The sequence below is a fragment of the Flagellimonas sp. genome (assembly GCF_965215805.1).
In the GTDB taxonomy this organism is placed as follows: domain Bacteria; phylum Bacteroidota; class Bacteroidia; order Flavobacteriales; family Flavobacteriaceae; genus Flagellimonas.
Map to the genome: position 1 here is coordinate 2254619 of NZ_OZ244124.1, position 23443 is coordinate 2278061.

23 protein-coding genes and 1 riboswitch are annotated in these 23443 nt (G+C 42.5%); of the genes, 20 read left to right on the top strand and 3 right to left on the bottom strand.

The window, feature by feature from the left end; translation table 11 throughout:
- The 10 genes from ACOOE0_RS09875 to ACOOE0_RS09920 all read left to right on the top strand — a co-directional run bounded on the left by ACOOE0_RS09875 (window position 1) and on the right by ACOOE0_RS09920 (window position 11951).
- Window positions 1–624 carry a phosphoadenosine phosphosulfate reductase family protein gene (locus tag ACOOE0_RS09875; RefSeq protein ID WP_420398763.1) on the top strand — a complete coding sequence of 208 codons (624 nt, stop codon included), beginning with the start codon at window positions 1–3 and terminating at the stop codon, window positions 622–624.
- A gap of 7 nt (window positions 625–631) precedes the next feature.
- Window positions 632–2722 (top strand): HEPN domain-containing protein, encoded by a 2091-nt coding sequence (locus tag ACOOE0_RS09880; protein ID WP_420398764.1) that lies wholly within the window; start codon window positions 632–634, stop codon window positions 2720–2722.
- On the top strand, window positions 2715–3497 hold the full coding sequence (cobA, locus tag ACOOE0_RS09885) for a uroporphyrinogen-III C-methyltransferase (RefSeq protein WP_420398765.1): 783 nt from the start codon (window positions 2715–2717) through the stop codon (window positions 3495–3497). Before ACOOE0_RS09880 ends, cobA begins: the two co-directional genes overlap by 8 nt.
- Entirely contained in the window at window positions 3494–4555 is a 1062-nt protein-coding gene (locus ACOOE0_RS09890; protein ID WP_420398766.1) for an NAD(P)/FAD-dependent oxidoreductase, read from the top strand. Before cobA ends, ACOOE0_RS09890 begins: the two co-directional genes overlap by 4 nt.
- 141 nt (window positions 4556–4696) lie before the next feature.
- Window positions 4697–4832: riboswitch (SAM riboswitch) on the top strand.
- A 73-nt stretch (window positions 4833–4905) separates the two neighbouring features.
- On the top strand, window positions 4906–5907 hold the full coding sequence (locus tag ACOOE0_RS09895) for a homocysteine S-methyltransferase family protein (protein WP_420398767.1): 1002 nt from the start codon (window positions 4906–4908) through the stop codon (window positions 5905–5907).
- Between the two features lie 6 nt (window positions 5908–5913).
- The gene (locus ACOOE0_RS09900) at window positions 5914–6195 is read left to right on the top strand and encodes an antibiotic biosynthesis monooxygenase family protein (protein ID WP_420398768.1); all 282 of its coding nucleotides are present in this window, start codon (window positions 5914–5916) and stop codon (window positions 6193–6195) included.
- On the top strand, window positions 6196–8886 hold the full coding sequence (metH, locus tag ACOOE0_RS09905) for a methionine synthase (protein ID WP_420398769.1): 2691 nt from the start codon (window positions 6196–6198) through the stop codon (window positions 8884–8886).
- Between the two features lie 91 nt (window positions 8887–8977).
- Window positions 8978–9931: a methylenetetrahydrofolate reductase [NAD(P)H] gene (gene metF, locus ACOOE0_RS09910; protein ID WP_420398770.1), complete on the top strand. Its 954-nt coding sequence runs from the start codon at window positions 8978–8980 to the stop codon at window positions 9929–9931.
- Between the two features lie 81 nt (window positions 9932–10012).
- The gene (locus tag ACOOE0_RS09915) at window positions 10013–11119 is read left to right on the top strand and encodes an acyloxyacyl hydrolase (RefSeq protein WP_420398771.1); all 1107 of its coding nucleotides are present in this window, start codon (window positions 10013–10015) and stop codon (window positions 11117–11119) included.
- A gap of 4 nt (window positions 11120–11123) precedes the next feature.
- Window positions 11124–11951, top strand: coding sequence for a head GIN domain-containing protein (locus ACOOE0_RS09920; protein WP_420398772.1), 828 nt, complete (start codon window positions 11124–11126; stop codon window positions 11949–11951).
- Here the strand turns inward: ACOOE0_RS09920 and ACOOE0_RS09925 are convergent, their stop codons facing one another.
- Entirely contained in the window at window positions 11952–12812 is an 861-nt protein-coding gene (locus tag ACOOE0_RS09925) for an AraC family transcriptional regulator (protein ID WP_420402211.1), read from the bottom strand. It lies immediately after the preceding gene.
- A 131-nt stretch (window positions 12813–12943) separates the two neighbouring features.
- On the opposite strand from ACOOE0_RS09925, the gene ACOOE0_RS09930 reads away from it, so the two are divergent.
- The 8 genes from ACOOE0_RS09930 (at window position 12944) to ACOOE0_RS09965 (ending at window position 17397) form a co-directional block, all read left to right on the top strand.
- Window positions 12944–14035 (top strand): serine hydrolase domain-containing protein, encoded by a 1092-nt coding sequence (locus ACOOE0_RS09930; RefSeq protein ID WP_420398773.1) that lies wholly within the window; start codon window positions 12944–12946, stop codon window positions 14033–14035.
- A gap of 61 nt (window positions 14036–14096) precedes the next feature.
- A complete protein-coding gene (locus ACOOE0_RS09935; RefSeq protein WP_420398774.1) occupies window positions 14097–14330 on the top strand; it encodes a thioredoxin family protein in 234 nt (77 codons plus the stop codon).
- Between the two features lie 37 nt (window positions 14331–14367).
- Window positions 14368–15090 (top strand): hypothetical protein, encoded by a 723-nt coding sequence (locus ACOOE0_RS09940; protein ID WP_420398775.1) that lies wholly within the window; start codon window positions 14368–14370, stop codon window positions 15088–15090.
- 5 nt (window positions 15091–15095) lie between these two features.
- Entirely contained in the window at window positions 15096–15359 is a 264-nt protein-coding gene (locus ACOOE0_RS09945; protein ID WP_420398776.1) for a DUF2024 family protein, read from the top strand.
- 53 nt (window positions 15360–15412) lie between these two features.
- Window positions 15413–16021, top strand: a complete 609-nt coding sequence (locus tag ACOOE0_RS09950) for a MarR family winged helix-turn-helix transcriptional regulator (RefSeq protein WP_420398777.1) — start codon at window positions 15413–15415, stop codon at window positions 16019–16021.
- Window positions 16018–16614 carry a Crp/Fnr family transcriptional regulator gene (locus ACOOE0_RS09955; RefSeq protein WP_420398778.1) on the top strand — a complete coding sequence of 199 codons (597 nt, stop codon included), beginning with the start codon at window positions 16018–16020 and terminating at the stop codon, window positions 16612–16614. Before ACOOE0_RS09950 ends, ACOOE0_RS09955 begins: the two co-directional genes overlap by 4 nt.
- A gap of 92 nt (window positions 16615–16706) precedes the next feature.
- Window positions 16707–16988, top strand: coding sequence for a hypothetical protein (locus ACOOE0_RS09960; protein ID WP_420398779.1), 282 nt, complete (start codon window positions 16707–16709; stop codon window positions 16986–16988).
- A 1-nt stretch (window position 16989) separates the two neighbouring features.
- Window positions 16990–17397: a group III truncated hemoglobin gene (locus ACOOE0_RS09965; protein WP_420398780.1), complete on the top strand. Its 408-nt coding sequence runs from the start codon at window positions 16990–16992 to the stop codon at window positions 17395–17397.
- Here ACOOE0_RS09965 and ACOOE0_RS09970 read toward each other — a convergent pair.
- Complete coding sequence (locus tag ACOOE0_RS09970) at window positions 17394–18845, bottom strand: pyridoxal phosphate-dependent decarboxylase family protein (protein ID WP_420398781.1); 1452 nt, start codon at window positions 18843–18845, stop codon at window positions 17394–17396. The genes ACOOE0_RS09965 and ACOOE0_RS09970 overlap by 4 nt on opposite strands.
- Before the next feature lie 145 nt (window positions 18846–18990).
- Here ACOOE0_RS09970 and ACOOE0_RS09975 point away from each other — a divergent pair, with 145 nt between their 5' ends.
- Together ACOOE0_RS09975 and ACOOE0_RS09980 are read left to right on the top strand one after the other, a co-directional pair.
- A complete protein-coding gene (locus tag ACOOE0_RS09975) occupies window positions 18991–19968 on the top strand; it encodes a LuxR C-terminal-related transcriptional regulator (protein ID WP_420398782.1) in 978 nt (325 codons plus the stop codon).
- Between the two features lie 66 nt (window positions 19969–20034).
- Window positions 20035–22356: a TonB-dependent receptor domain-containing protein gene (locus ACOOE0_RS09980; RefSeq protein WP_420398783.1), complete on the top strand. Its 2322-nt coding sequence runs from the start codon at window positions 20035–20037 to the stop codon at window positions 22354–22356.
- 168 nt (window positions 22357–22524) lie between these two features.
- Here ACOOE0_RS09980 and gldA read toward each other — a convergent pair whose 3' ends face one another.
- Window positions 22525–23418: a gliding motility-associated ABC transporter ATP-binding subunit GldA gene (gene gldA / locus ACOOE0_RS09985; RefSeq protein ID WP_420398784.1), complete on the bottom strand. Its 894-nt coding sequence runs from the start codon at window positions 23416–23418 to the stop codon at window positions 22525–22527.
- Window positions 23419–23443 lie beyond the last annotated feature (25 nt).

The following is a 23443-nucleotide window of genomic DNA, read 5'->3' on the forward strand; positions in this document are numbered from 1 at the left end:
ATGAAATTAAATATCGATACCGAATATTACAACAAACAGTTCAGGGGCATACCGCCTGAAGAAATCATTGAATGGGCTATGCGGTTGTCCAATAAGCGCATTGTAACCACAAGTTTTGGTAAGTACTCTGCAGTTTTGTTGAGTACTTTTCAACGAATCGATCCGAAAATCGATGTGGTTTGGTGTGATACCGGATACAATCTACCCGAAACGTATGAACATGCTAGTTTGCTGACCGAGCGTTTTAAGCTCAATTTGAATACATATGTGCCGAGGGAAACTCGCGCATTTATCGAACATCGTTTGGGTTTTCCTACATCTGACCAACCTGAGCATTTGGAGTTTTCGGAAATCGTAAAACTTGAACCTTTTCGAAGAGCGTTGGAAGAACACCAACCTGACATTTGGTTCACCAATATTCGGATTCGTCAGACCGCACTCAGAAGTGAGAAAGACATTTTGAGCTATTCAAAAGATGGTGTTTTAAAAGTGAGTCCTTTTTACTATTGGACCGATGATGACCTCGACAGCTATTTGGAAGCCTACAATTTACCAAAGAACAGCACCTATTTTGACCCTGTAAAAGCCTTGGAAACAAGGGAGTGCGGAATTCATTTACAATAATTCGATTATGCAAAGCTTTAGAACAGAAATAGAAAATCCTGTAGTAGAAAAGGACATCATTGAACTGGAACGCAAGATCCGACAGTTCAAGGGCGGCGAGGTGGACGAGGAAAAGTTCAGAAGCCTACGTCTGGCCCGGGGAGTCTATGGCCAGCGTCAGCAAGGTGTTCAAATGGTGAGGATCAAGCTGCCTTATGGCAAGGTGTCCTCCAAACAACTACTTCGTATTTGTGATGTTTCTGATGAATATTCCAGAGGGAGATTGCACATTACCACGAGGCAGGATATCCAAATCCATTATGTGGACTTGGAGCGAACCCCGGAACTGTGGGCAGAATTGGAGCGGGATGACGTTACCCTTCGTGAAGCTTGTGGCAATACAGTTCGAAACGTGACTGCCAGTGAAACAGCTGGAATAGATGTCGATGAGCCCTTTGATGTTTCTCCGTATGCCCATGCGGTATTCCAATATTTTTTGAGAAACCCCATTGGTCAGGAAATGGGACGTAAGTTCAAGGTCTCCTTCTCTGCCAGTGATGCAGATACCGGGCTTTCGTATATGCACGACTTGGGCTTTATCGCCAAGATTAAAAATGGGGAAAGAGGATTCAAAGTGATGCTTGCTGGTGGTTTGGGCTCGCAACCGCGTCATGCAGATGAATTGTATAGCTTCTTACCTACGGATAAAATCATTCCTCTGATGGAAGGGGTTATCCGCATCTTTGACCGCCATGGGGAAAGAAAGAGTAGGGCCAAAGCTCGATTGAAGTTCTTGCTCAAAGACATTGGACTTGATGGATTTAAGGCGCTTTTGGAAGAGGAGCAATTGGCCATTCCACATAAAACCTATCCCATTGACTTTGAAAGTTATCCAAGGCCTGTAGTGGCCAATGTGGAGGCGCTTCAGGTGCAAATTGAGGATACGGAAGCTTTCAATAATTGGAAGTCCACCAACTTGGTTCCCCAAAAGCAAAAGGGCTATGTAGCCATTGGGATCAAAGTACTATTGGGAGATTTCTATACGGATAAAGCTAGAAAACTGGCTCGATTGGTCCAAGATTATGCGGCAGGGGAAATTCGTCTTTCACTGCGACAAAATATATTGATTCCCTATGTGAAGGAAGCATTGGTGCCATTCTTTTACACCGAATTGCAAAAATTGGGATTTGTAGAAGCAGGGTACAACAAGGCCTTGGACATTACCGCCTGCCCGGGAACAGATACCTGTAACCTTGGAATTTCAAGCAGTACAGGTATTGCAGAGGAATTGGAACGCGTTATCAAAGCAGAGTACCCACAATATATAAGTAACCCAGATGTGGTCATCAAAATTAGTGGTTGTATGAACGCCTGTGGACAGCACAATATGGCCAATATTGGTTTTCAGGGAATGTCCATAAGAACCAAGGATAAATTGGTGGCCCCAGCACTTCAAGTGCTATTGGGTGGTGGAAATTTCGGAAATGGAAAAGCCAGATTTGCGGACAAAGTGATTAAAATCCCAAGTAAAAGAGGACCGCAAGCATTAAGGCTGATTTTGGATGATTTCAACAGTAACGGAAACGGGGCCTCATTTGCAGATTACTATTGGGAAAAAGGAGAGCACTACTTCTATGATTTCCTTAAACCTTTGGCAGATATCGAAAACCTTACCCAAGGCGATTTTATTGATTGGGGAACCGAGGAAAAGTATAAAAAGGAGATAGGTATTGGTGAATGTGCCGGGGTCATTGTGGACCTTGTAGCTACCCTATTCTTTGAAAGTCAAGAAAAAATAGACAGCGCCCAAGAAGCTTTGAATGAGGAAAAATGGGCGGCAAGTATCTATTATTCCTATCAATCCATAGTAAACTCGGCCAAGGCCTTGTTGACTTCGGAAAAAGTAAAAGTGAACACCCATGCAGGGATTATCAAGGATTTTGACAGACTCTACGTGGAAACAGATAAAATTGGCTTTACAGGAAGTTTTGCGGATTTGGCCCTTCAGTTGAACAAGAACAAGCCAAGTCAGGCATTTGCGGAGAGTTTTCTGATTGATGCGAAATCAGTTTTGGAAAAATTGGAAGCCTATAGAAAATTGGAATTGGCCCATGTATAACGGAAAATTGACAGTAGTTGGAGCAGGTCCCGGTGACGTGGATTTGATAACGCTTAAGGGGATAAAGGCCTTACGCAATGCGGATGTGGTCCTTTATGACGCCTTGGTGGATACCCAACTCTTGGAATATGCTCCTGATGCGGAGAAAATTTTCGTAGGAAAGCGAAAGGGATGCTATGCCTATCAACAGGACCAAATTAATGAATTGATTGTTCAAAGAGCACAGACCAAAGGTCATGTGGTTCGTCTTAAAGGTGGTGATCCATTCGTTTTTGGCCGTGGAGCCGAGGAAATGGAATACGCTGCCCAATTTGGAGTTGAGGTAGCCGTTGTGCCAGGGATTTCATCCGCAGTTTCCGTCCCGGCATCACAAAATATTCCGGTTACCAAGAGAGGAGCAACCGAGAGTTTCTGGGTGATTACGGGAACTACCAAGGAACACAAACTTTCAAAGGATGTGGAATTGGCGGCCAAATCAAACGCAACGGTCCTAATCTTGATGGGGATGTCCAAATTGGGGGAGATTATGGAGCTGTTCAAAAATGAAGGAAAAGAAAATACACCGGTAGCCATTATTCAAAATGGCACCATGGAAAACGAAAAAATAGGAATTGGTACTGTTGCTTCCATTGAGTACAAGGCAAAGGAGCAGCAGTTATCCAATCCTGCCATTATACTAATTGGCGAGGTGGTGAACCATCGACAGCGATTATTGGAAATTCAAAAAGAAAACAGAAACAAAGAATTGGAGTTAGTAGAAAAAGGAATAAGATGATAAAGACAGATATACTTATAATTGGCGCCGGACCAACAGGTTTATTTACAGTGTTTGAGGCTGGACTTTTAAAATTGAAGACGCATTTGATTGACGCACTTCCGCAACCAGGTGGCCAATGTTCAGAGATTTATCCCAAAAAACCTATTTATGATATCCCTGCCTATCCAGAGATTTTGGCAGGAGATTTAGTAGACAGGCTGATGGAGCAGATAAAGCCCTTTGAGCCTGGATTTACTTTTGGAGAACGTGCTGAAACCTTGGAGAAGCAAGAGGACGGTTCCTTCATCGTTACCACAAACAAAGGAACCCAACACCATGCTCCTGTAGTCGTAATAGCTGGAGGGTTGGGCTCATTTGAACCCAGAAAACCCTTGATTTCCAATATTACGAACTACGAGGACAAAGGAGTGGTCTATATGATCAAGGACCCTGAAGTATATCGGGATAAAAAAGTAGTGATCGCAGGGGGAGGTGATTCCGCCTTGGATTGGGCCATTTATTTGGCAGACGTAGCTTCCGAAGTGGCCTTGGTACACCGAAGAAATGAGTTTAGAGGTGCCTTGGATTCTGTTGAAAAAGCTTCCGAACTGGCCAAATTGGGGAAAATCCAATTGTATACAGAGGCTGAAGTGAAGGAAATCCACGGAGAAAATGAGCTAAAGGCAGTGGTCATCAAACATAATGATGAAGCCAAAGGCCAGACCTATGTGGAAACAGACTACTTTATACCATTGTTTGGTTTGTCACCAAAATTGGGACCCATTGGAAATTGGGGCTTGGAAATTCAGAAGAACGCCATCAAGGTGAACAATGCCAAGGATTACCAGACCAATATTCCAGGTGTTTTTGCCATTGGCGATGTAAACACCTATGAAGGCAAATTAAAATTGATTTTATCCGGATTCCATGAGGCAGCTGTAATGTGTCAGTATGCGTATCAAATTATCAATCCAGATAAACGATTTGTAATGAAATATACCACCGTTGGCGGAGTACAAGGATTTGACGGCTCCAAAAAAGAAGCCAAGAAAGAGGTGGTGCAAAGTATAGTCTAGAGCTTTTTTTAGATTATTTTGAGTTAGTCAACGCCCTCTTATGCAACGCTTAGGAGGGTATTGACCAACAAAATGTAGATTTCTGTTGTTTTTGAGGACAAAACGTGGTTATTTTGTCCTCAGTTCATTAAAAAATTGAATTGGTTATCAAGAAAGGTGGAGGGAATAGACCCTATGAAGCCTTAGCAACCCTTAGGAATTCCATTTCTTGGATCTAAGAAGGTGCTACATTCTACCCACAAACATCCAAATATGGTGGTTCTGGGATGGATAACGCAAAGAATACTTCTCAACGTCGTTTCCGCAACTTTCTTGATACATCTAAATCCCTTTAAGGGAGTAATATTGTTATGGAGACCATTGAAGATATTTTACAAAAACGCATTCTGGTTTTGGATGGTGCCATGGGTACCATGCTGCAGCGCTATAAATTTACCGAAGAAGATTTCCGCGGGGAACGCTTCAAGGATTGGGAACATCCCCTAGTGGGGAATAACGATTTGTTGTCACTTACACAGCCCGAGGCCATTGCCGAGGTTCATGCCAAGTATTTTGAGGCGGGCGCGGATATCGTGGAAACCAATACTTTTTCAGGTACTACCATTGCTATGGCAGATTACCACATGGAAGAACTGGTGTACGAACTTAACTTTGAGTCGGCCAGGATTGCCAAAAAAGTGGCAGATGAGTTTACGGCCAAGGAACCGCATAAACCGAGGTTTGTAGCAGGAAGTATAGGTCCTACCAATAAAACGGCCAGCATGTCGCCCGATGTAAATGACCCTGGTTTTAGGGCGATTTCTTTTGATGAGCTGCGAATAGCCTATAAGCAGCAGGTAGAGGCCCTGTTGGATGGGGGAGCAGATATTCTGTTGGTGGAGACCATTTTTGATACCCTGAACGCCAAGGCGGCCTTGTTCGCGATTGAGGAGGTGAGGGAAGAACGAAACATCCATGTTCCCATCATGGTAAGTGGTACCATTACCGATGCCTCTGGGAGAACCTTATCTGGCCAGACGGCAGAGGCATTTTTGATATCCATTTCCCATTTGCCCATTTTATCCGTTGGATTCAACTGTGCTTTGGGGGCCAATCAATTGGTACCACATTTGGAGGTTGTTTCTGCTAAATCGGAATTTGCAATTTCTGCACACCCCAATGCTGGATTGCCCAACGCCTTTGGGGAATATGATGAGACCCCTGAGCAAATGGCGGCACAAATCAAGGAATATTTGGAAAAGAGCCTGGTGAATATTGTGGGAGGATGTTGTGGGACCACTCCAGAGCATATTAAGGAAATAGCAGATTTGGTTAAGGAATATGAACCTCGTAAGTCCCAAGTGTTGATTTAACGTCATATGGTACTGGAGGTGGCAATATTGAACATAAAGAATGGCCTTACGTCGGAATTTGAAGCAAGTTTCAAGGAAGCTTCATTAATTATTGAAACGATGAAAGGTTACATTCATCATGAACTCAAAAAGTGCATCGAAAAACCAGACCAATACATTTTATTGGTCAAATGGGAAACCTTGGAAGACCATGAAGAAGGATTTCGAAAATCCAAGGAATATCAAAACTGGAAAAAGCTGTTGCACCATTTTTATGAACCTTTTCCTGAAGTATTGCATTATAACTAAATGATTGATCAACATACAAAATACCTGAAACTTAGTGGTCTGGAACCCCTGATCATAACCCCTGACAGCAACTTTGTCAATGTAGGAGAGCGGACCAACGTGGCTGGATCCAAAAAGTTCCTTCGCTTGATCAAGGAGCGGAAATTTGAGGAAGCCTTGGATGTGGCGCGTCATCAGGTAGAGGGTGGTGCCCAAATCATCGACATTAACATGGATGATGGCCTTATAGATGGAAAAGAGGCCATGGTCAACTTTTTGAACCTTATCGGTTCAGAGCCTGATATAGCCCGTGTTCCTATCATGATCGATAGTTCAAAATGGGAAATTATTGAGGCGGGATTACAGGTAGTCCAAGGGAAATGCGTGGTAAACTCCATCAGTTTAAAGGAAGGGGAGGAAGAATTCATACGGCAGGCTACTTTGATCAAAAGATATGGTGCTGCTGTAATTGTCATGGCTTTTGATGAGGTGGGGCAGGCAGATAACTATGAACGAAGGATAGAAATTGCCAAACGTTCGTATGATGTTTTGGTGAATCAGGTAAAATTCCCCCCGCAAGACATCATTTTCGATTTAAACATTTTCCCGGTGGCTACAGGAATGGAAGAGCACCGTAAAAATGCCATCGATTTTATTGAGGGAACCCGCTGGGTGCGAGAAAATTTACCGCATTGCAGTGTTAGTGGGGGCGTGAGCAATGTCTCTTTCTCTTTTAGGGGGAATAATCCCGTAAGAGAGGCCATGCATTCCGTGTTTTTGTACCACGCCATTGAGGCTGGTATGAACATGGGAATTGTAAATCCAGCTTTGCTGGAAGTCTATGATGACATTCCCAAGGATCTTTTGGAACATGTGGAGGATGTGATTCTCGATAGACGGGATGATGCTACGGAACGTCTATTGGAATTTGCCGAAACCGTCGTGGGCAAGGCCAAGGAAAACAAAGTGGACCTGTCTTGGCGGGAGGAACCCTTGCAGAATCGGATTACCAGAGCTTTGGTAAAGGGGATTGATCAATTCATTGTAGAGGATATTGAAGAAGCTCGTCAGCAAGCCTCCAGACCTTTGGAGGTGATTGAGGGGAATTTAATGACAGGGATGAATGTGGTTGGCGACCTTTTTGGAAGTGGAAAGATGTTTTTGCCACAAGTGGTAAAATCGGCCAGGGTGATGAAAAAGGCCGTGGCGTATCTCACTCCATTTATAGAGGAATCCAAGGATGCCAATGCCTCAGCAGCTGGTAAAATATTGATGGCCACGGTAAAGGGAGATGTCCATGATATAGGAAAGAATATTGTCAGCGTGGTACTGGCCTGCAACAACTATGAAATTGTTGACCTTGGGGTGATGGTGCCACCAGAGGTGATTATTCAGAAAGCTAGGGAAGAACAGGTGGATGTTATTGGATTAAGTGGATTGATTACCCCTTCCTTGGATGAGATGGTCTTTTTGGCCAAGGAAATGGAAAGGCAACAGTTTACCGTACCCCTCCTTATAGGAGGAGCAACGACCAGTAAAGCCCATACGGCTGTAAAAATTGACCCTGTGTATAGTCAATCCGTGGTGCATGTAAATGATGCCTCAAGGGCAGTGACGGTGGTAGGTGACCTCTTGCAAAAAGATACTTCAGAGGGGTATAAGAAGTCCATCAAGCTGGATTATGAGAGCTTTAGGGATCGATTTTTAAATCGGACCAAGCAGAAGGAGTATTTGACAATGGAAGAAGCACGTCAAAATAAATTGCAGATTGAATGGAAGGCTTCGGATATCACTAAACCCAAAGCATTGGGAATTCAGGTTTGGGAGGATTTCGATTTGAAAAAACTGAAAGATTTCATTGACTGGAGTCCATTCTTTCGAAGTTGGGATCTGCATGGGAAGTACCCCAATATTCTCAAGGATGAAGTGGTGGGCGAACAAGCCCAAGAACTTTTTCAGGATGCACAAAAGATGTTGAATCAGATTTTGGATGAGAAGCTGCTAAAAGCCAAGGCGATTTTTGGATTGTTTCCGGCCAATCAGATCAATGAGGATGATATTGCACTTGCTGTGCAAAACAGGGAAAGCAAAAGCACCCAGTATGTTTTCCGAACCTTACGACAACAGTTAAAAAAGCGCAAAGGCGTTCCCAATATTGCTTTGGCAGATTTCATCGCTCCAAAGACAACAGGAATCCAGGATTATATGGGCTGTTTTTGTGTGACCACAGGATTCGGTACCCAAGAACTGGCGCAGGAATATGAAAAAAACTTGGATGATTATGGTTCCATCATGGTAAAAGCACTTGCGGATCGTTTAGCAGAAGCCTTTGCGGAATACCTGCATAAGGAAGTGCGGACCAAACATTGGGGTTATGCAACATCAGAGACCTTGTCCAACGATGAACTGATAGAGGAGAAGTATCAGGGGATACGGCCTGCTCCTGGCTATCCGGCATGTCCTGATCACTTGGAGAAGTTGACTATCTGGGAATTGCTCAAAGTGGAAGAAAAAATAGGTGTTCAATTGACCGACAGCTTAGCCATGTGGCCCGCGGCTAGTGTAAGCGGCTATTATTTTGGACATCCCGAAACAAAGTACTTTGGATTGGGAAAAATTAAACCAGATCAAGTAGCGGATTTTGCGGAACGAAAAGGAATGCCAATTGAGGAGGCTGAAAAATGGCTGGCCCCTAACATCGTGGAGAATTGATTTTATTCCAATAACCAATAACCAATAACCAATAACCAATAACCAATAGCCAATAGCCAATAACCACAAAACCTACATCAACATAAATTGAATGAAAGTAACAGACCACATAAAACAAGCTAAAGGAGAAACCCTTTTTAGTTTCGAAATTATTCCCCCGGTAAAAGGCAGGAGCATCCAGGAGCTATATAATAACATAGACCCTTTGATGGAGTTTAAGCCCCCATTTATTGATGTGACCACATCTAGGGAGGAGTTTGTCTATATTGATCGCGATGGGCTTTTGGACAAAAAACTCACCCGTATGCGCCCTGGAACTTTGGGAATCTGTGCCTCGATCAAGCACAAGTACGATGTGGATACTGTCCCACATGTGCTATGCGGCGGGTTTACCAGGGAGGAGACTGAATATTTGTTGGTGGACTGTCACTATTTGGGCATTGACAACGTCATGGCGCTAAGGGGGGATGCCATGAAAGAAGAAAAATATTTTGCCCCGACTTCTGGCGGGCATAAGTACGCTTCTGATCTTGTGGGCCAAATCCGAGAATTGAACAAGGGCAATTATCTGCATGAGGTAATTGAAACCGATAATTGTGCCGATTTCTGTATTGGCGTAGCGGGATATCCTGAGAAACATATGGAGGCACCTTCCCTGAAATCGGATCTAAAAAGACTGAAACAAAAAGTGGAATTGGGAGCTGATTATGTGGTTACACAAATGTTTTTTGATAACCAAAAATTCTTTGAATTTGTGGAGGAAGCCCGAAAAAATGGCATTGATGTGCCCATAATCCCTGGAATTAAGCCCATTGCCGTAAAAAGACATTTGCAATTATTGCCCCAAGTGTTCCGTGTAGATATTCCAGAAGACCTCATAGAAGCTGTGGAATCCTGCAAGAATAACAAAGAAGTACGTCAAGTAGGCGTAGAATGGTGCATTCAGCAATCCAAGGAACTGAAGGATGCAGGGGTACCCGTACTCCACTATTATTCCATGGGAAAATCTGACAATATTAAGGCTATAGCCAAGGCTGTTTTCTAAGATTTATCTGATTGGGAGCAAGGGAACAAGGTGGGTTTGTAAGTCATCGGATTCAACCAAATATGTCTATTTTTGCCCCTCATGAAGCACCTACTTCTTTTATGTGTTCTATTGGGATTATCTGTGACTTGCGGATTTAGCCAGGAAGACCAACCACCCAAAAAGTACGTCATAGATGCGAATTACTTCTATGGCTCCATCCTTTTGCACAACCCGGATATTTCCCATTTGATTACTGAACATCCAAGCGGATTTATTCTAGGAATTAACAGAAAACGCTATGGGCGGGAAGCTTGGGAAGGCCTGTATGGATATCCTGATACTGGATTTACATTTATCTATCAGAACATGAACAATCCCACCTTGGGAGAGCATTTTGGTCTGTATGCCCATTATAATTTCTATTTCTTTAAACGGAAGCTACAATTAAGAGTAGGGCAGGGTGTAGCCTACAACACCAATCCATACGACAAGAACACCAATTTCAGGAACAATGCCTACGGAACGCATTTGTTGAGTTCCACTATGGCCATGGTCAATTATCAAAAGGATAATCTATGGCATAATTTGGGTGTCAAGGCTGGAATTTCCCTAATTCACTATTCCAATGCCAATTTTAAAGCGCCCAATACGTCAACCAACACCTTTGCGCTAAATCTGGGATTGACATACGATTTAAGTGACGGTCAGACTTATGATTACATTCCAACGGAAAAAGTAGAGAAGAAAAGCTACCCAATCCGATATAATTTAGCGTTACGGGGCGGGGTGAATGAGAGTGACGTCATCAATTCTGGTCGGTACGGTTTTTGGATATTCTCTGCCTATGCGGACAAGCGTTTGGGACGAAAAAGCGCCCTTCAGTTTGGGGTGGATGCTTTTTTCTCCAATTTTCTAAAGGAGCTGATTCGGCTTCAGGCCACTTCCTTTCCTGAGTTGGATGTGGCACCAGACACCGATTTTAAAAGGGTTGGGATTTTTGCAGGTCACGAACTTTTCATCAATAAAATGAGTATTGAGACCCAATTGGGGTATTATGTGTACTATCCATTCGATTTTGAAGGCCGTATGTATAATAGAATTGGATTGAAGCGCTATTTTGGGGACAAGCTCTTCGGAGCCATCACCCTAAAATCTCATGGAGCTAAAGCGGAAACCGTTGAATTTGGAATTGGGGTCAGATTATAGATATATGATGAAAGCATTGAGAAAAACAAAAGATAGGGCCAATGTCACCCCGAGCGCCGTGTCCGCCGTCAGGCAGGCAGTCGTAAGGTCTTTATATTTGTTTTTGGCTTTTCTTTTTGCTGCGTGCAACGGCGAAAACGTTCCTGATTGCTTTCAAAATGCTGGGGATTTGACCCGAAGGACTGTCGAGCTGTCCAACTTTACAAAAATCACTGTTTTTGAGAATATTAACCTGGTGTTGTCCGAGGGTGACACCCAAAGGGTGGAAATAGAAACTGGGGAATTTCTTCAGAATGAAGTATCAGCAAAGGTGTCAGGGGACAGGCTCATCCTTGAGAATGCGAATGGATGTAATTTTATTCGGGATTACGGCCTAACTACCATTCATGTCACCTCACCAAACATTGAAGAAATTAGAAGCAGTACGGGACTTTTAATTTCCAGTGATGGCGTACTTTCATACCCTAACCTTAGTTTAATATCTGAAAGTTTCGTCAATCCAGAAACGGAAACCACGGATGGTTCTTTTGATTTGAACTTGAACTCTACCTCGGTTAGTGTTGTGGTCAATGGAATCGCTTACTTCAAGTTGCGTGGAACAACTACGAGTCTCAATGTGAACATTGCAGCAGGGGACTCCCGGGTTGAAGCAGAAAATTTGGTCGCTGAAAATGTGAGTGTCAACCATAGGGGGACCAACGATATTCTGGTAAATCCCCAGCAACGGATTTCTGGGACAATCCGAAGTACTGGGGATGTTGTTAGCATCAATCGCCCACCAGAAGTTGATGTGGAAGAAATCTTTAATGGGCGATTGATTTTTAGGGATTAACTATTTGATTGGGATGTAAATCTCGGTTTTGAGTTTGCTTTCCTCAGTTTTTTCAGCATTGTTCAAATATTTCTCACGAACTGGCTCCTCCCGTAGTTCATACTCACTTTGCAATAGCCAAGTATTGAAGATATAGTTATAGACCTGATCTAAGCGTGTATAACTACCTTGATAGTGGAACACGGCAAATTTTCCGCCAGCTATGGTTTTAACCCCCACCTTTCCACTGGGCTTGGCTTCCTTATGAATGATTAGGCAGGCATCATAACGAATATTGCTTTCTTCGGTTACCTTGGGGTCGTCAAATGGGAGACCAATATGTTCAATACCAGCGGTGAACAGTTTTTGGCTCTTGACCTCTGCCCAGAGGGCAGCCCAAGCAGAAGGGTAGTCCAATTTTTGATAAGCCCCCTTAAGGGTAATGTAAATACAGTTTTTATCCTCAACGGTCAGGATTTTAGGTTTTTTAATGTTTAGGGATGTTGTTTCCATCTTATTTACGCTATTTAAGTTCAATGTTTTGTTTTTTCTGTAGGCCGAGGGCGTTACCCCAAAATGATGCTTGAAGGCCTTGGTTAGGGAGGAAGGGGTTTCATATCCAATATTATATCCGATCTCTTCCATGGACAATGTAGAATATCGAATCATTTTGGCCGCAGCTTCCAACCGTACCCTGTTGATGTAGGCTCCGATAGGTTCACCCAGCATGGCCCGTGTTATCCGATGAAAATGAAAAGGGGAAAAGTGGGAGAGTTCTGCCAAAGCCCTTACGTCAATTTTTTCATCCAGATGGTTATGTATGTATTCCAAAACACGATTCAATTTTTGATGATAAAGTTGTCTATTGTCCGTGGATTGCATTTTCCTGTTTTGTTTGACACAAATGTATACGGAATTTGAAAGTGTAACTTTTCCGTTCTTGCTCATTTGGGATAAAACCCGTTTTTTGTTCTTTGGAATTCTCACTATGTTAGGAGACTTAAGCATATAAGGTGAAGGCATTTTTCTCAAACATTAAAAATTGGTTTTCCAACACTGGGGCAAGGTCAATTGAGGATTTGCAGGGTCTTGAAAAGGTAGACGCCATGTTCACTGATTTGGCGACCCAAACTCGAATTCCTGGAATGTCGGTGAGTGTTATAAAACAAGGTCAACCATTGCTGCAAAAGGGCTATGGCTATGCCAATTTGGATGGGAAAACCGCGGTTGACCCGCAAATTACCTTGTTTAGAATTGCAAGTGTATCCAAATGCATAACGGGTCTTGCTTTGGCAAGGATGGTAGAGGAAGGGCTCTTAGACCTGGACGATTCTTTTTATAAACATGTACCCTATTTTCCCCAAAAAGAATTTGATTTTAGCTTGAGGCAATTGGCGGGCCATACCGCTGGAATCAGATCATATCGCGGAAAGGAATATGCGTTGAACCAACCTTATTCCATTAAGGACAGCATTGAGGTATTTAAGGACGCTCCCCTGCAGTTTCAACCAGGGAAAGGGTATTTGTACAATAGCTTTGATTTTGTTCTACTTTCCCTGGCCATGCAAGAAGCTAGTGGAGTTTCTTTTGAACAATATGTCCAGAACAAAGTATTGGGGCCATTGGGCATGCAAAATACCCTTTCACCCAATCAGATTGAGCAAAACCCAAGCATTTTGACGACCAAAGGCTTGCAAAAAGCTGGGTTTTATACCAAAACCAGAGGAGGTTTTAAGAAGGCGGTTTCGGTTAACAACCAATACAAATTGGCTGGCGGGGGATACCTATCCACAGCTTCGGATATTGGAAAGTTGGGCATGGCCATTTTAGAGGGCAAATTGGTACAACCTGACGCAATGCAGGAAATTCTCACTTCGCAAAAGGTGGATGGAGATGCTACTTACTACGGATTGGGTTTTCAGGTGAGCCAAGATGAACAAGGCATACCCTTTGTAGGGCATGTAGGCAATAGCGTAGGCGCGTATTCCAATTTTTTTATCTATCCCAAAGAAGAGATGGTGATCACTATCCTGATTAATAGCACTGATCCCAAAGTGCAGGAGGAACTAAACGCAATAGTTAAATATTTACTGAAAAATAATTAATAATTAGGAATCCTTACTATATTTGTATCGCAATAATGCGATAACTTAAATTTTAAGACAAATGAGTAGATCAGTTTTTTATCATGCTGGATGTCCAGTATGTGTAAGTGCCGAACAAGATTTGGTTAATCTTATTGGAGCTGAAAAGGTATCCATCGTTCATTTAGGCGAGGACCAAGCTAGAATTCCCGAAGCGGAACAACATGGAGTAAAGTCGGTTCCTGCATTGGTTACCCCTAATGGAAATGTGCTTCACATCAATTTTGGAGCTTCCATTGAAGACGTGAAAGGTTAATTTTGAATTATATAGTTAGGAATCCTAAATAAATAATATGAAAGCAAAAACTTTATACCTGTTGGGACTACTCTTAATGGGAAATATGTTGACCTCCTGTGGCCAGCAGAGTCCTTACAACAATGAGGATTTTAAGATTCAAGACGTTCAGGTGACTCATCAGGAAGAGTTGGGTGTCACCGTTTGGGAAATTATGGTGGAAGGAAGCGCTGGAAACACGGTACCACAAAAATTGGGTCAGCTGGATGGCGCCCCGGTGCTGGGATACGTTTTTCCTACCACGCTTAGCCCGGAGTTTGTTGGATTTGGCAAGACCGAGGGAATCTTGGCTTTGGCACTTACTTCCCACCCTGATTTTGATGATACGCCCTTATGGGATGAAAATGGCGATGCCAATTTGAACAACGATGGAGTAGTTTGGCACCCACATTGGGTGGTGCTCGTAGAAGACCAAAGAGTGGCGGGTGGATTATCGGTCAAACAGTTTAAAAAGGCGGATGAGACTGTGGTGTTGCCCCCAACAAATCCCGGTATGCCCATGTATATGGACTCTCCTGGATATCCTGTCGTAACTGCGAGTCATCATATTAAGGTGGTGGTTCCGGACTATCGGATACAGCATCAAACGGAGTTTAATTACGATGGAGTGTCCGCATTCATGAAAGTAAACACGAGCAACGAAGAACTACCTATGTTGGGCGTTTATAAGGTTTACAGTGTTCGTAGTGGAGACCTATCCTTACCTTATACCGTAAAGTAGATGATATGAAAATCGCAGTATGGGATACCTATGTAGAAAGGGAAGATGGTATAACGATGCATTTCGATATTTTGGTTCCCAAGGACGTAACTGATGAGGGCCGTATTTTTTCATACGGACAGCAGTATTTGGGTACGAAAACATTTAAAACAGGTACGCTTACCTCCAACGAATGCAGATTTTGCCATATCCAATCGGTACAAACTGAAGTGGAAGACGAGATCAGGACCAAAGGGTACTTTATTGTCGAAATGGAAAATTGTTCCTAATTTAATTAGGATAGCTAACTTTGCCTGTCGGTACACCCGGCAGGCACTTTTTTATGGAAAATAAAAGTACATTTGACCCCACTCGGCAGCAAGAAGACCTTTCCAGTAAGATTGTTATTGGTCTGGAGCGTATTTCCCAAGCCTTTAAGGTATTGCTTTGGAACAAGGCCAAGGAATTGGGATTAAGCCCGATTCAGATTCAAATCTTGCTTTTTGTGGCCTATCACAAAAGTGAACACAATAACGTTAGCGCCCTGGCCCAGGAATTCAATGTGACCAAACCCACGATCAGTGACGCCATTCGGGTTCTGGATAAAAAATCTTTGATTATCAAGGATTACTCCTCTGAGGATAACCGTAGCTATACCATTTTATTGTCAAGTTTGGGAAGTGAAGTAGTAAAAAGCACCCAACATTTTGCAGGAGGCCTAAGTGATTTTTTTGACGATGTTATGCCCGAGGAGAAAGAAGGCTTTTTTAAAGTCTTGACCCAACTGATCAGCAAGTTGAACAGGGAGGGTATATTAACGGTGCAGCGTACTTGTTTTGCCTGTAAATTTTATGAAAAAACAAGAGCCAACCATTATTGTCACTTGTTGGAAAAGCAGTTGAAGCACGAAGACATTCGCTTGGATTGTATCGAATTTGAGGAAAAGCTATGATTCCAGACGAGCTATTACATCAATATGGAGCACAAAAAATAGCCTTAAAGAAGAAGGAGGTTCTTTTTCATATAAATACCCAACCTCGGTATTATTTTCAAGTTTTTTCAGGCAAGATTAAAATGAACAATTACAGCGAGGATGGTAAAGAATACATTCAAGGCATTTTTCCACCAGGTTCCAGTTTTGGTGAACCTCCCTTGTTTCAGGATTTGGACTATCCAGCACAAGCAGAGGCCGTTGAGGATGCAGTGGTCTGGAAATTGGAAAAGTCCAAATTCTTACAATTGCTTAAAGAACATCCCGAAGTACACCTTGAACTAACCAAGGTTTTGGCCAGTAGATTGCATTATAAGGCAACTATGGTTGCCGAAATTTCCACTGAAAATCCAGAGCACCGCTTGCTGAAACTCATCGATTACTTCAAATCCCATATTCATCATATTCCCAAATCCGAGCCGTATTTGGTGGAATTGTCCAGACAACAAATGGCCGACTTGACCGGGTTAAGGGTTGAAACCGTTATTAGGGCGGTAAAATCCCTGGAAAAAAAGGGACTTTTACAATTACAATCTCATAAAATCCTGCGGTAACCTCCCAGATAGGCTTGAATATGATTTCGGTCATAAAAAAGCCCGACCCATCGGAAATAAATTTGTTCCATACAATGACAAATGACAGGATTATGGAACTATATCTTAAAAGTTTGAAAGTATTTGAAAAGGATGCAAGGGGCTATTCCACAATTTTTATCATTGCCCAAAGCTGTTTAGGTTCTGTGGCGGCCATGTACATCTTGATCAATGGGGTGCAAGCATGGCAGATGGTCCAACTTTTTTTGGTCACTATCGCTTGTATGGGATTCAACGCCGCAGTTTTGTCGCAGCAAAAACCCAAAATCGTAATAAACTTGTTTATCCTTAGTTTAGTGGTGAGTACCGTGGCATTAATATTAAATTTGCTGTGAGATGTCCAAAAAGGAAATTGAATCCCGGGAAGATGTGACCCTATTGGTCACTCGCTTTTATGAGAAAGTAAGGGCGGACAAGGAAATAGGTCATTTTTTTAACGAAACCATCAAGGATTGGCCGGAACATATAGAAAAACTAGTCAATTTTTGGGAGACCAATTTGTTCTTTGTCCAAAAATATAAAGGCAACCCGTTAAAAGTGCATGCAGAAGTGGATGAAAATATGGACAATACCATTACCAATTATCACTTTGGGATTTGGCTACGACATTGGATTGAGACCATAGACACCTATTTTGTGGGGGCCAATGCCGAAAAGGCCAAACAGCGCGCAAGAAATATTAGCGTTCGCATGTTCATTACCATTTTTGAACAGCAAAAGCGCAAAACAGAACCGTATCGCTAATGCTTTGTTTGAATTTTTTGCGTGTATTCCTTGGCATAATGTTCACAAAGCTCCAAAGTCTCCATCACGGCGGATAAGCTTGTTCTAGGATTGATCAAGCACATGCGCAGCACCACTTGTCCGTGCAGCAAAGTGGTCACCAATAGGGCTTTTCGGGAGGTTACCACCTGTTCTGAAATGTACTGGTTGATTTGATCTAGTTGTTTTTGCGAGTACTTTTTTCCAATAGGATGATACCTAAAATTAATGACCGCCAAGGTCGCGGGAAAAATCACCTCCCAATGCTGACTGCTCCGCAGATGGTTCTCAACTTCTTCGGCAAGTTCTATGTTATAGGTAATGGCCTTTCTAAATTCCTTTAAACCAAATGTCTTAATTGACATATAGAACTTAAGCGCCCTAAACCTACGGGTCAACTGGATCCCATGATCATAAAAGTTGATTTCCGAGGTATTGCCTTCAATGTCCCTGAGATATTCTGGCTTTTCCGTGAAGGTTTGGCTGAGGTGTTTATGATTGCGTACCAAGAGACAGCCCATTTCATAAGGTTGGAAAAACCATTTGTGCGGATCTACGGTCAAGGAATCCGCTTTCTCAATTCCTTTCAATAGCGACTTGCCTTTTTTGGATAAAATGGCCGCGGCTCCGTAGGCACCATCAATATGGAACCAAATATTTTCTTTTTTGCAGATTTTGGCCAGTTCCACCAAAGGATCCACTGTCCCTGTGTTGGTCGTGCCCGAGGTGGCTATCAAACAAAAGGGCTGTAACCCTTCCAATCGGTCTTTGGCAATACAGTTTTTGAGTTTGTTTACGGCAAACTTAAACTCAATATCAGTAGGGATAATCCGAATCTGTTCTTTTTTAAATCCCAGAACGCGGATGGCCTTAATATTGGAAGAATGGGCTTGGTCTGACAAGTAAATCACGGCTTTGGAGAAATCTTGACCACATTTTACTTTTCTAGCCGTGGTAAGCGCCGTTAAATTGGCCATGGAACCCCCACTGGTGAAAATTCCACCACCTTTTTTGGCCGGAAATCCAAAGATTTTGAGCAACCATTGGATGGTAATGATTTCCAATTCGGCGGCAGCAGGTGAAGCTGCCCACCCACCCGAAAAAATATTGTATCCCGTGGCAAGCGAATCTGCCATTACGCTTACATAGTTACTCGGGCCTGGAACAAAGGAATAGGATTTGGGGTGGGACATATTGGTGCTATTGGTCATAACCTCTTTCAAGACAAATTGAAGCACCTGTTCGGGATTTGTTCCCTTTTCGGGAGCTTCCTCCAAAAACAGGGAATCCATTTCCTCCCTAGATCCCAGGGCAACGGGTTGCTGGTCACCTTGGGTGCAATGGTGGTTTACAATGGCATCAACAACCTGATATCCATATTCTTGCATGGCTTCTTTGGATAATTCGAGTTGTGCTGTGTTCTTTTTCATGAAATCGGTTTAAACTGAAGCGCAAAAATACCGATTTGGACATCGTGATAATATGATTTTTGATCTAAAATGTTGTCCATGCACCAAAAAAGATGAAACTGGGAATATTATTGCTTCTGCAATACAAATACAGTAAATTTAAGCGATGAAGAACCTTATTCTGCTTCTTGTTTTCGTTTTATCCGGTTTGCAACTCAGTGCACAGCAGGCGGTTTCGGGTTTTGTGAATTTTGATGGTTCCGCTAACTGGAAACCACAGATATATTTGAGTCACTTATCCCTTTCGAATACTGCAAACCAAAACGAGGCTAAACCAATTGCTATAGCGGATGTTCAAAAAGATGGATTTTTTAAGTTTGACAAAAAGCACTTTTCGGACAGCAATAAGATTTATCGCCTCCATGTGGAACGGATCAGAAAAATTGTAAACGATACTGTGAACAAGGAGGTTCATTTTATGTTCTCTGCGAGGGATAAAATCGAATTTAAAAAAGGCTCACGAGTTTTTGGTACGTATACCAATACCAATCAAGGAGATAGGGAATGGCAAAAACTGAAAACCTTTGAGTCAAAGTTGGTAAAGCAATATCTGGCTCAAGAAAACAAAATCGACCCAAGAAAGGGTTTTGTGAAGGATTCATTACAGATTTTGATGGTGAAGCTAATTGGAATAAAACAATTGGCAGATAAGAAATTATTGGATAAGGACATTTCTGAAAACCCAACCTATTATCTTGAATTGTTGTCAGAATTAAAAGAAAGTCCCATTGAGGCCTCTGAATACTGGTTTTTGGAGAAAAGATTGGCCTATTTGACCCAGCTGGCAATGGAGCAGGAGTTAAAAACCAGTAGATGGCTTAACCTGATCCTGCTTGTATTGGTCGCTGGTTTGGGCATTCTCAGCTTTAAACTGGGAAGACGTACCCTACCCAATGCCCACTTGAGCAGACAGGAAAAAAATGTCAAGGCTTTGATCTTGGAGGGTAAAACCAATAAGGAAATTGCCAATGAGCTTTTCATAAGCCTGAGTACCGTTAAAACCCATATTACGAGTATTTACAGCAAGCTCAATGTAAAGGGTAGGCAAGAGTTGCTGCAAAAAAATACGGGTGCTAGTACCTAATTCAGACCGCTAAAATGCTCCAATAAGGGTATTTCCAATCTTAATTTGTCTTTAAACACAACAGTTTTGAGACGAATAATTGCTTTACTTTTTTTTGTTGTTTACCATTCCAATGCACAAAATACCCATCAAATCACAGGGCAGGTCTTCGATGAAAACGGTGCAGTCGTGACCGTAGGGGATGCACTTTTGTTTATGGAAGGGAGCGATACATTGGTAAAGTACGCCACAATATTGGAAGGTCATTTTACCTTGGAAGATGTACCAATCGGGGAATACCAATTACAGGTATCTGCTCTGGGGTTTGAAACCTATAAGGAGACTTTTTTCCTTACCAGTGATCGTCAGTTCTCCATAAGCCTGAAAGAAGCAACGACCCAGTTAAGTGAAGTTGAGGTGGTGGCAGCGAAGAATCCCATTGAGTACAAATCAGGTAATTTAAAGGTGGATGTCCAGAATCCCTATTTCTCATCCATACCCAATCCCATTGATTTGTTGTCCAGACTTCCCAATGTACAAGTGGCACCGGATAGGGAATCCATTTCCATTTTAGGCAAGGGCAACCCCTTGATCTATCTGGGAAATCAACGCATTTCAATGGAAGAGTTTGTTGCGCTACCGATTGACGGGATTGCTACGATTGAACTGATCAACAATCCATCTGCAAAATATGAAGCAGAAGGTCGGGCAGTCTTATTGATAAGCTTGAAAAAGAACGCCCAACTAGGTTTTCGCGGAAGTGTATCCGAGACGGCATCTTCAAAACAGAATTTTAACAACTATCTGGATTTTAACTCAAGTTATGCTAGCAATGATTGGACACTTCGGGGAAATTTGGCCTACAACCAGCTGCTGCAGTGGGAAAGCAATAGTTTTCTGTTCGAAATACCGGCAAGGGACGTCGCTGTGGATTACACTGTTTTGGTACCAAGAAATGATAGATTGCAACTCAACGCTGGATTTGGCACGTATTTTCAATGGAACGAAACCGATTATGTGTCGTTAAATACCACTTTGCGGTTGCAGACTGATGATGCCCCCATAGTTACGGATACTTTTTTAAGGGATGGGGCGGAGCAATTTATCCAAACCGATACTGGGAATGACCAAACAAAGAACTATTATAGTGCCTCGTTCAACTTCAACAAAAAGTTAAGCGATTCGTGGAACCTTTTTACGGGGGTTCAAAGTACTGGTTTTAGCCAAACCTTATCTACGGAGATTGCAAACAATATTGACAATTCAGAGTTTGTAATGGACCAAAAGCGGGAACAGGAGTATGATATTCATTCGCTGGCTTTTCGACTGGATATTGAAAAAGTCTTATCCCAAGATCATAAATGGGAATCGGGGATAAATCTGAGTCAAGCCAAGGCTGATGCGTTTACCGAGATCCAAGATTTGGCAAATGCCGAAGAAACTACTATCGATTTTTCATACGAAGAGAAATTGTATGCCGCATATAGTTCCGTCTCTGGTAAGCTCAGCACGAAATTCGATTTTGACCTGGGTATGCGCGTAGAATATAATAAGGTTGATGGCGCTACGGTAAATGACGGTTCGCCCATAGTTTCCAGAGCGCAGACCAATCTGTTTCCCAAGGCCAATGTGTCCGTAGCTTTGGATTCCAGCCAAACTCTGAACCTAAATTATGGGAGGAGCATCCGGCGACCTGATTTTTCCAGGGCCAGCTCCATTACGGTTTTTATCAATCCTTTTTTGGAAGGGGCGGGTAACGTGAACCTAATTCCCACCCGTACCAATGAAGTTTCGCTTAACTACCAGAAAAAGAACAAGACTTTATTTATGACCTATTACCAAAGTGAGGATCCCATGAATTTTACTATTTCCTATGACGAAACCAATGATAGGGCGATTCTTTCCCAGGTAAATCAGGACAAGGAAATTGGGGTGTATGCGGGGGTGACCCTGCCTTTTTCCAAGGGGATATGGACTTCAAACAGCACCATTTCCTTGAATTATAACAAGCTAAAGGATGATGAAGCTGGATTTTCCACGGTCAAACCCTTTGTTTATGCCTATACAAATCACCAGCTAAAGATTGCAAAGGATACCACTTTAGTTTTGGGAGCCTGGGGTATGGGCAGACGGCAAGAGGGTATTTTTAAAAGAAATAGCCTGGCAGTTTTTGAGGCGTCCATATCCAAAACCCTTTTCACCAATTGGGATTGTACATTAAGATTCAATGATATTACCCGAGCCATGAACTTTGAGGAGCGTTATGCCATAAATGGCGTTAATGCAGATGGGGTGTATTATGCTGATGGAAGGGAAGTGGCCATATCATTAAAATATCGATTTGGGAATAAGAAAAGTGCAGATTTTAAGAATCGGGATGTGGACTCTAATTTGGAGCGGATAAATTAAATAAACCCGTCAGTTCGAGTTTTTTCCAGAGGAAAAGTATCGAGAACAAGGGTTTTAGCTTAAAATTCCAATTCTCGATACAATTTTTCAGGGTATGACCCTAAAAAACCACTCGAATTGACGAATTAATCTCCAAAAGCATCACGGGCTGAATAAAACCAATCCTAACTAAGAAGTCAATTCTGCGAACAAACTCTCCAGGTTTTTGTTCTTTCTGCTCAGCTGCAAGGTTTTGAGTTCGTTGTCATGCGCAAAATCAAACACAGCAGGACGCATATCTTTATCCGTGGAAAAAGTAATCTCGTAAACAAAACCACCCGTGTTTTTTACTTTGGAGACATTGGGCAATTGGTTGAGCAGGACCTCTTCCACTCGATAATCAAATTCAACTTCTATAATCTGCTCATTGACCTCCCGAAGTTCTTCCAGTTTTTTGTCTGCCACCAACTTTCCTTTATGGATAAGAATAACACGGTCACAGACAGCTTCCACTTCCTTCATGATATGGGTAGAGAGTAAAATGGTCTTTTCCTTCCCAATTTCCCGTATCAATTTTCGGATTTCAACCAATTGGTTGGGGTCAAGGCCCGTAGTGGGTTCATCCAAAATCAAGACCTCCGGATTATGGAGTAAGGCGGCCGCCAATCCAACACGTTGTCGATAGCCCTTGGAAAGTTGACCTATTTTTTTGTGTGATTCCGGGGTCAGGCCTGTTTGTTCTATGACTTCATCAACGCGGTTTTTGGAAACTTTGTAGACATCTGCGTTGAACGCCAAGTATTCCTTTACATACATATCCAAATAAAGCGGGTTGTGTTCCGGTAGGTATCCGATACTTTTTTTAACCTCACTTTCTGCATCCTGGACATCAAACCCGTTGACCTCGGCATTTCCATTATCCGCTTTATAATAGGTGGTCAAAATGCGCATCATGGTGGATTTGCCAGCCCCATTGGGCCCAAGGAAACCCACAATCTCCCCTTTTGCTATGGAAAAGGATACATCTTTCAGGGCTTTTTGCTTTCCAAAGTGTTTGGAAACATTCTTTACGATGATGGACATGAATGCGAATTTGAATCAAAAATAC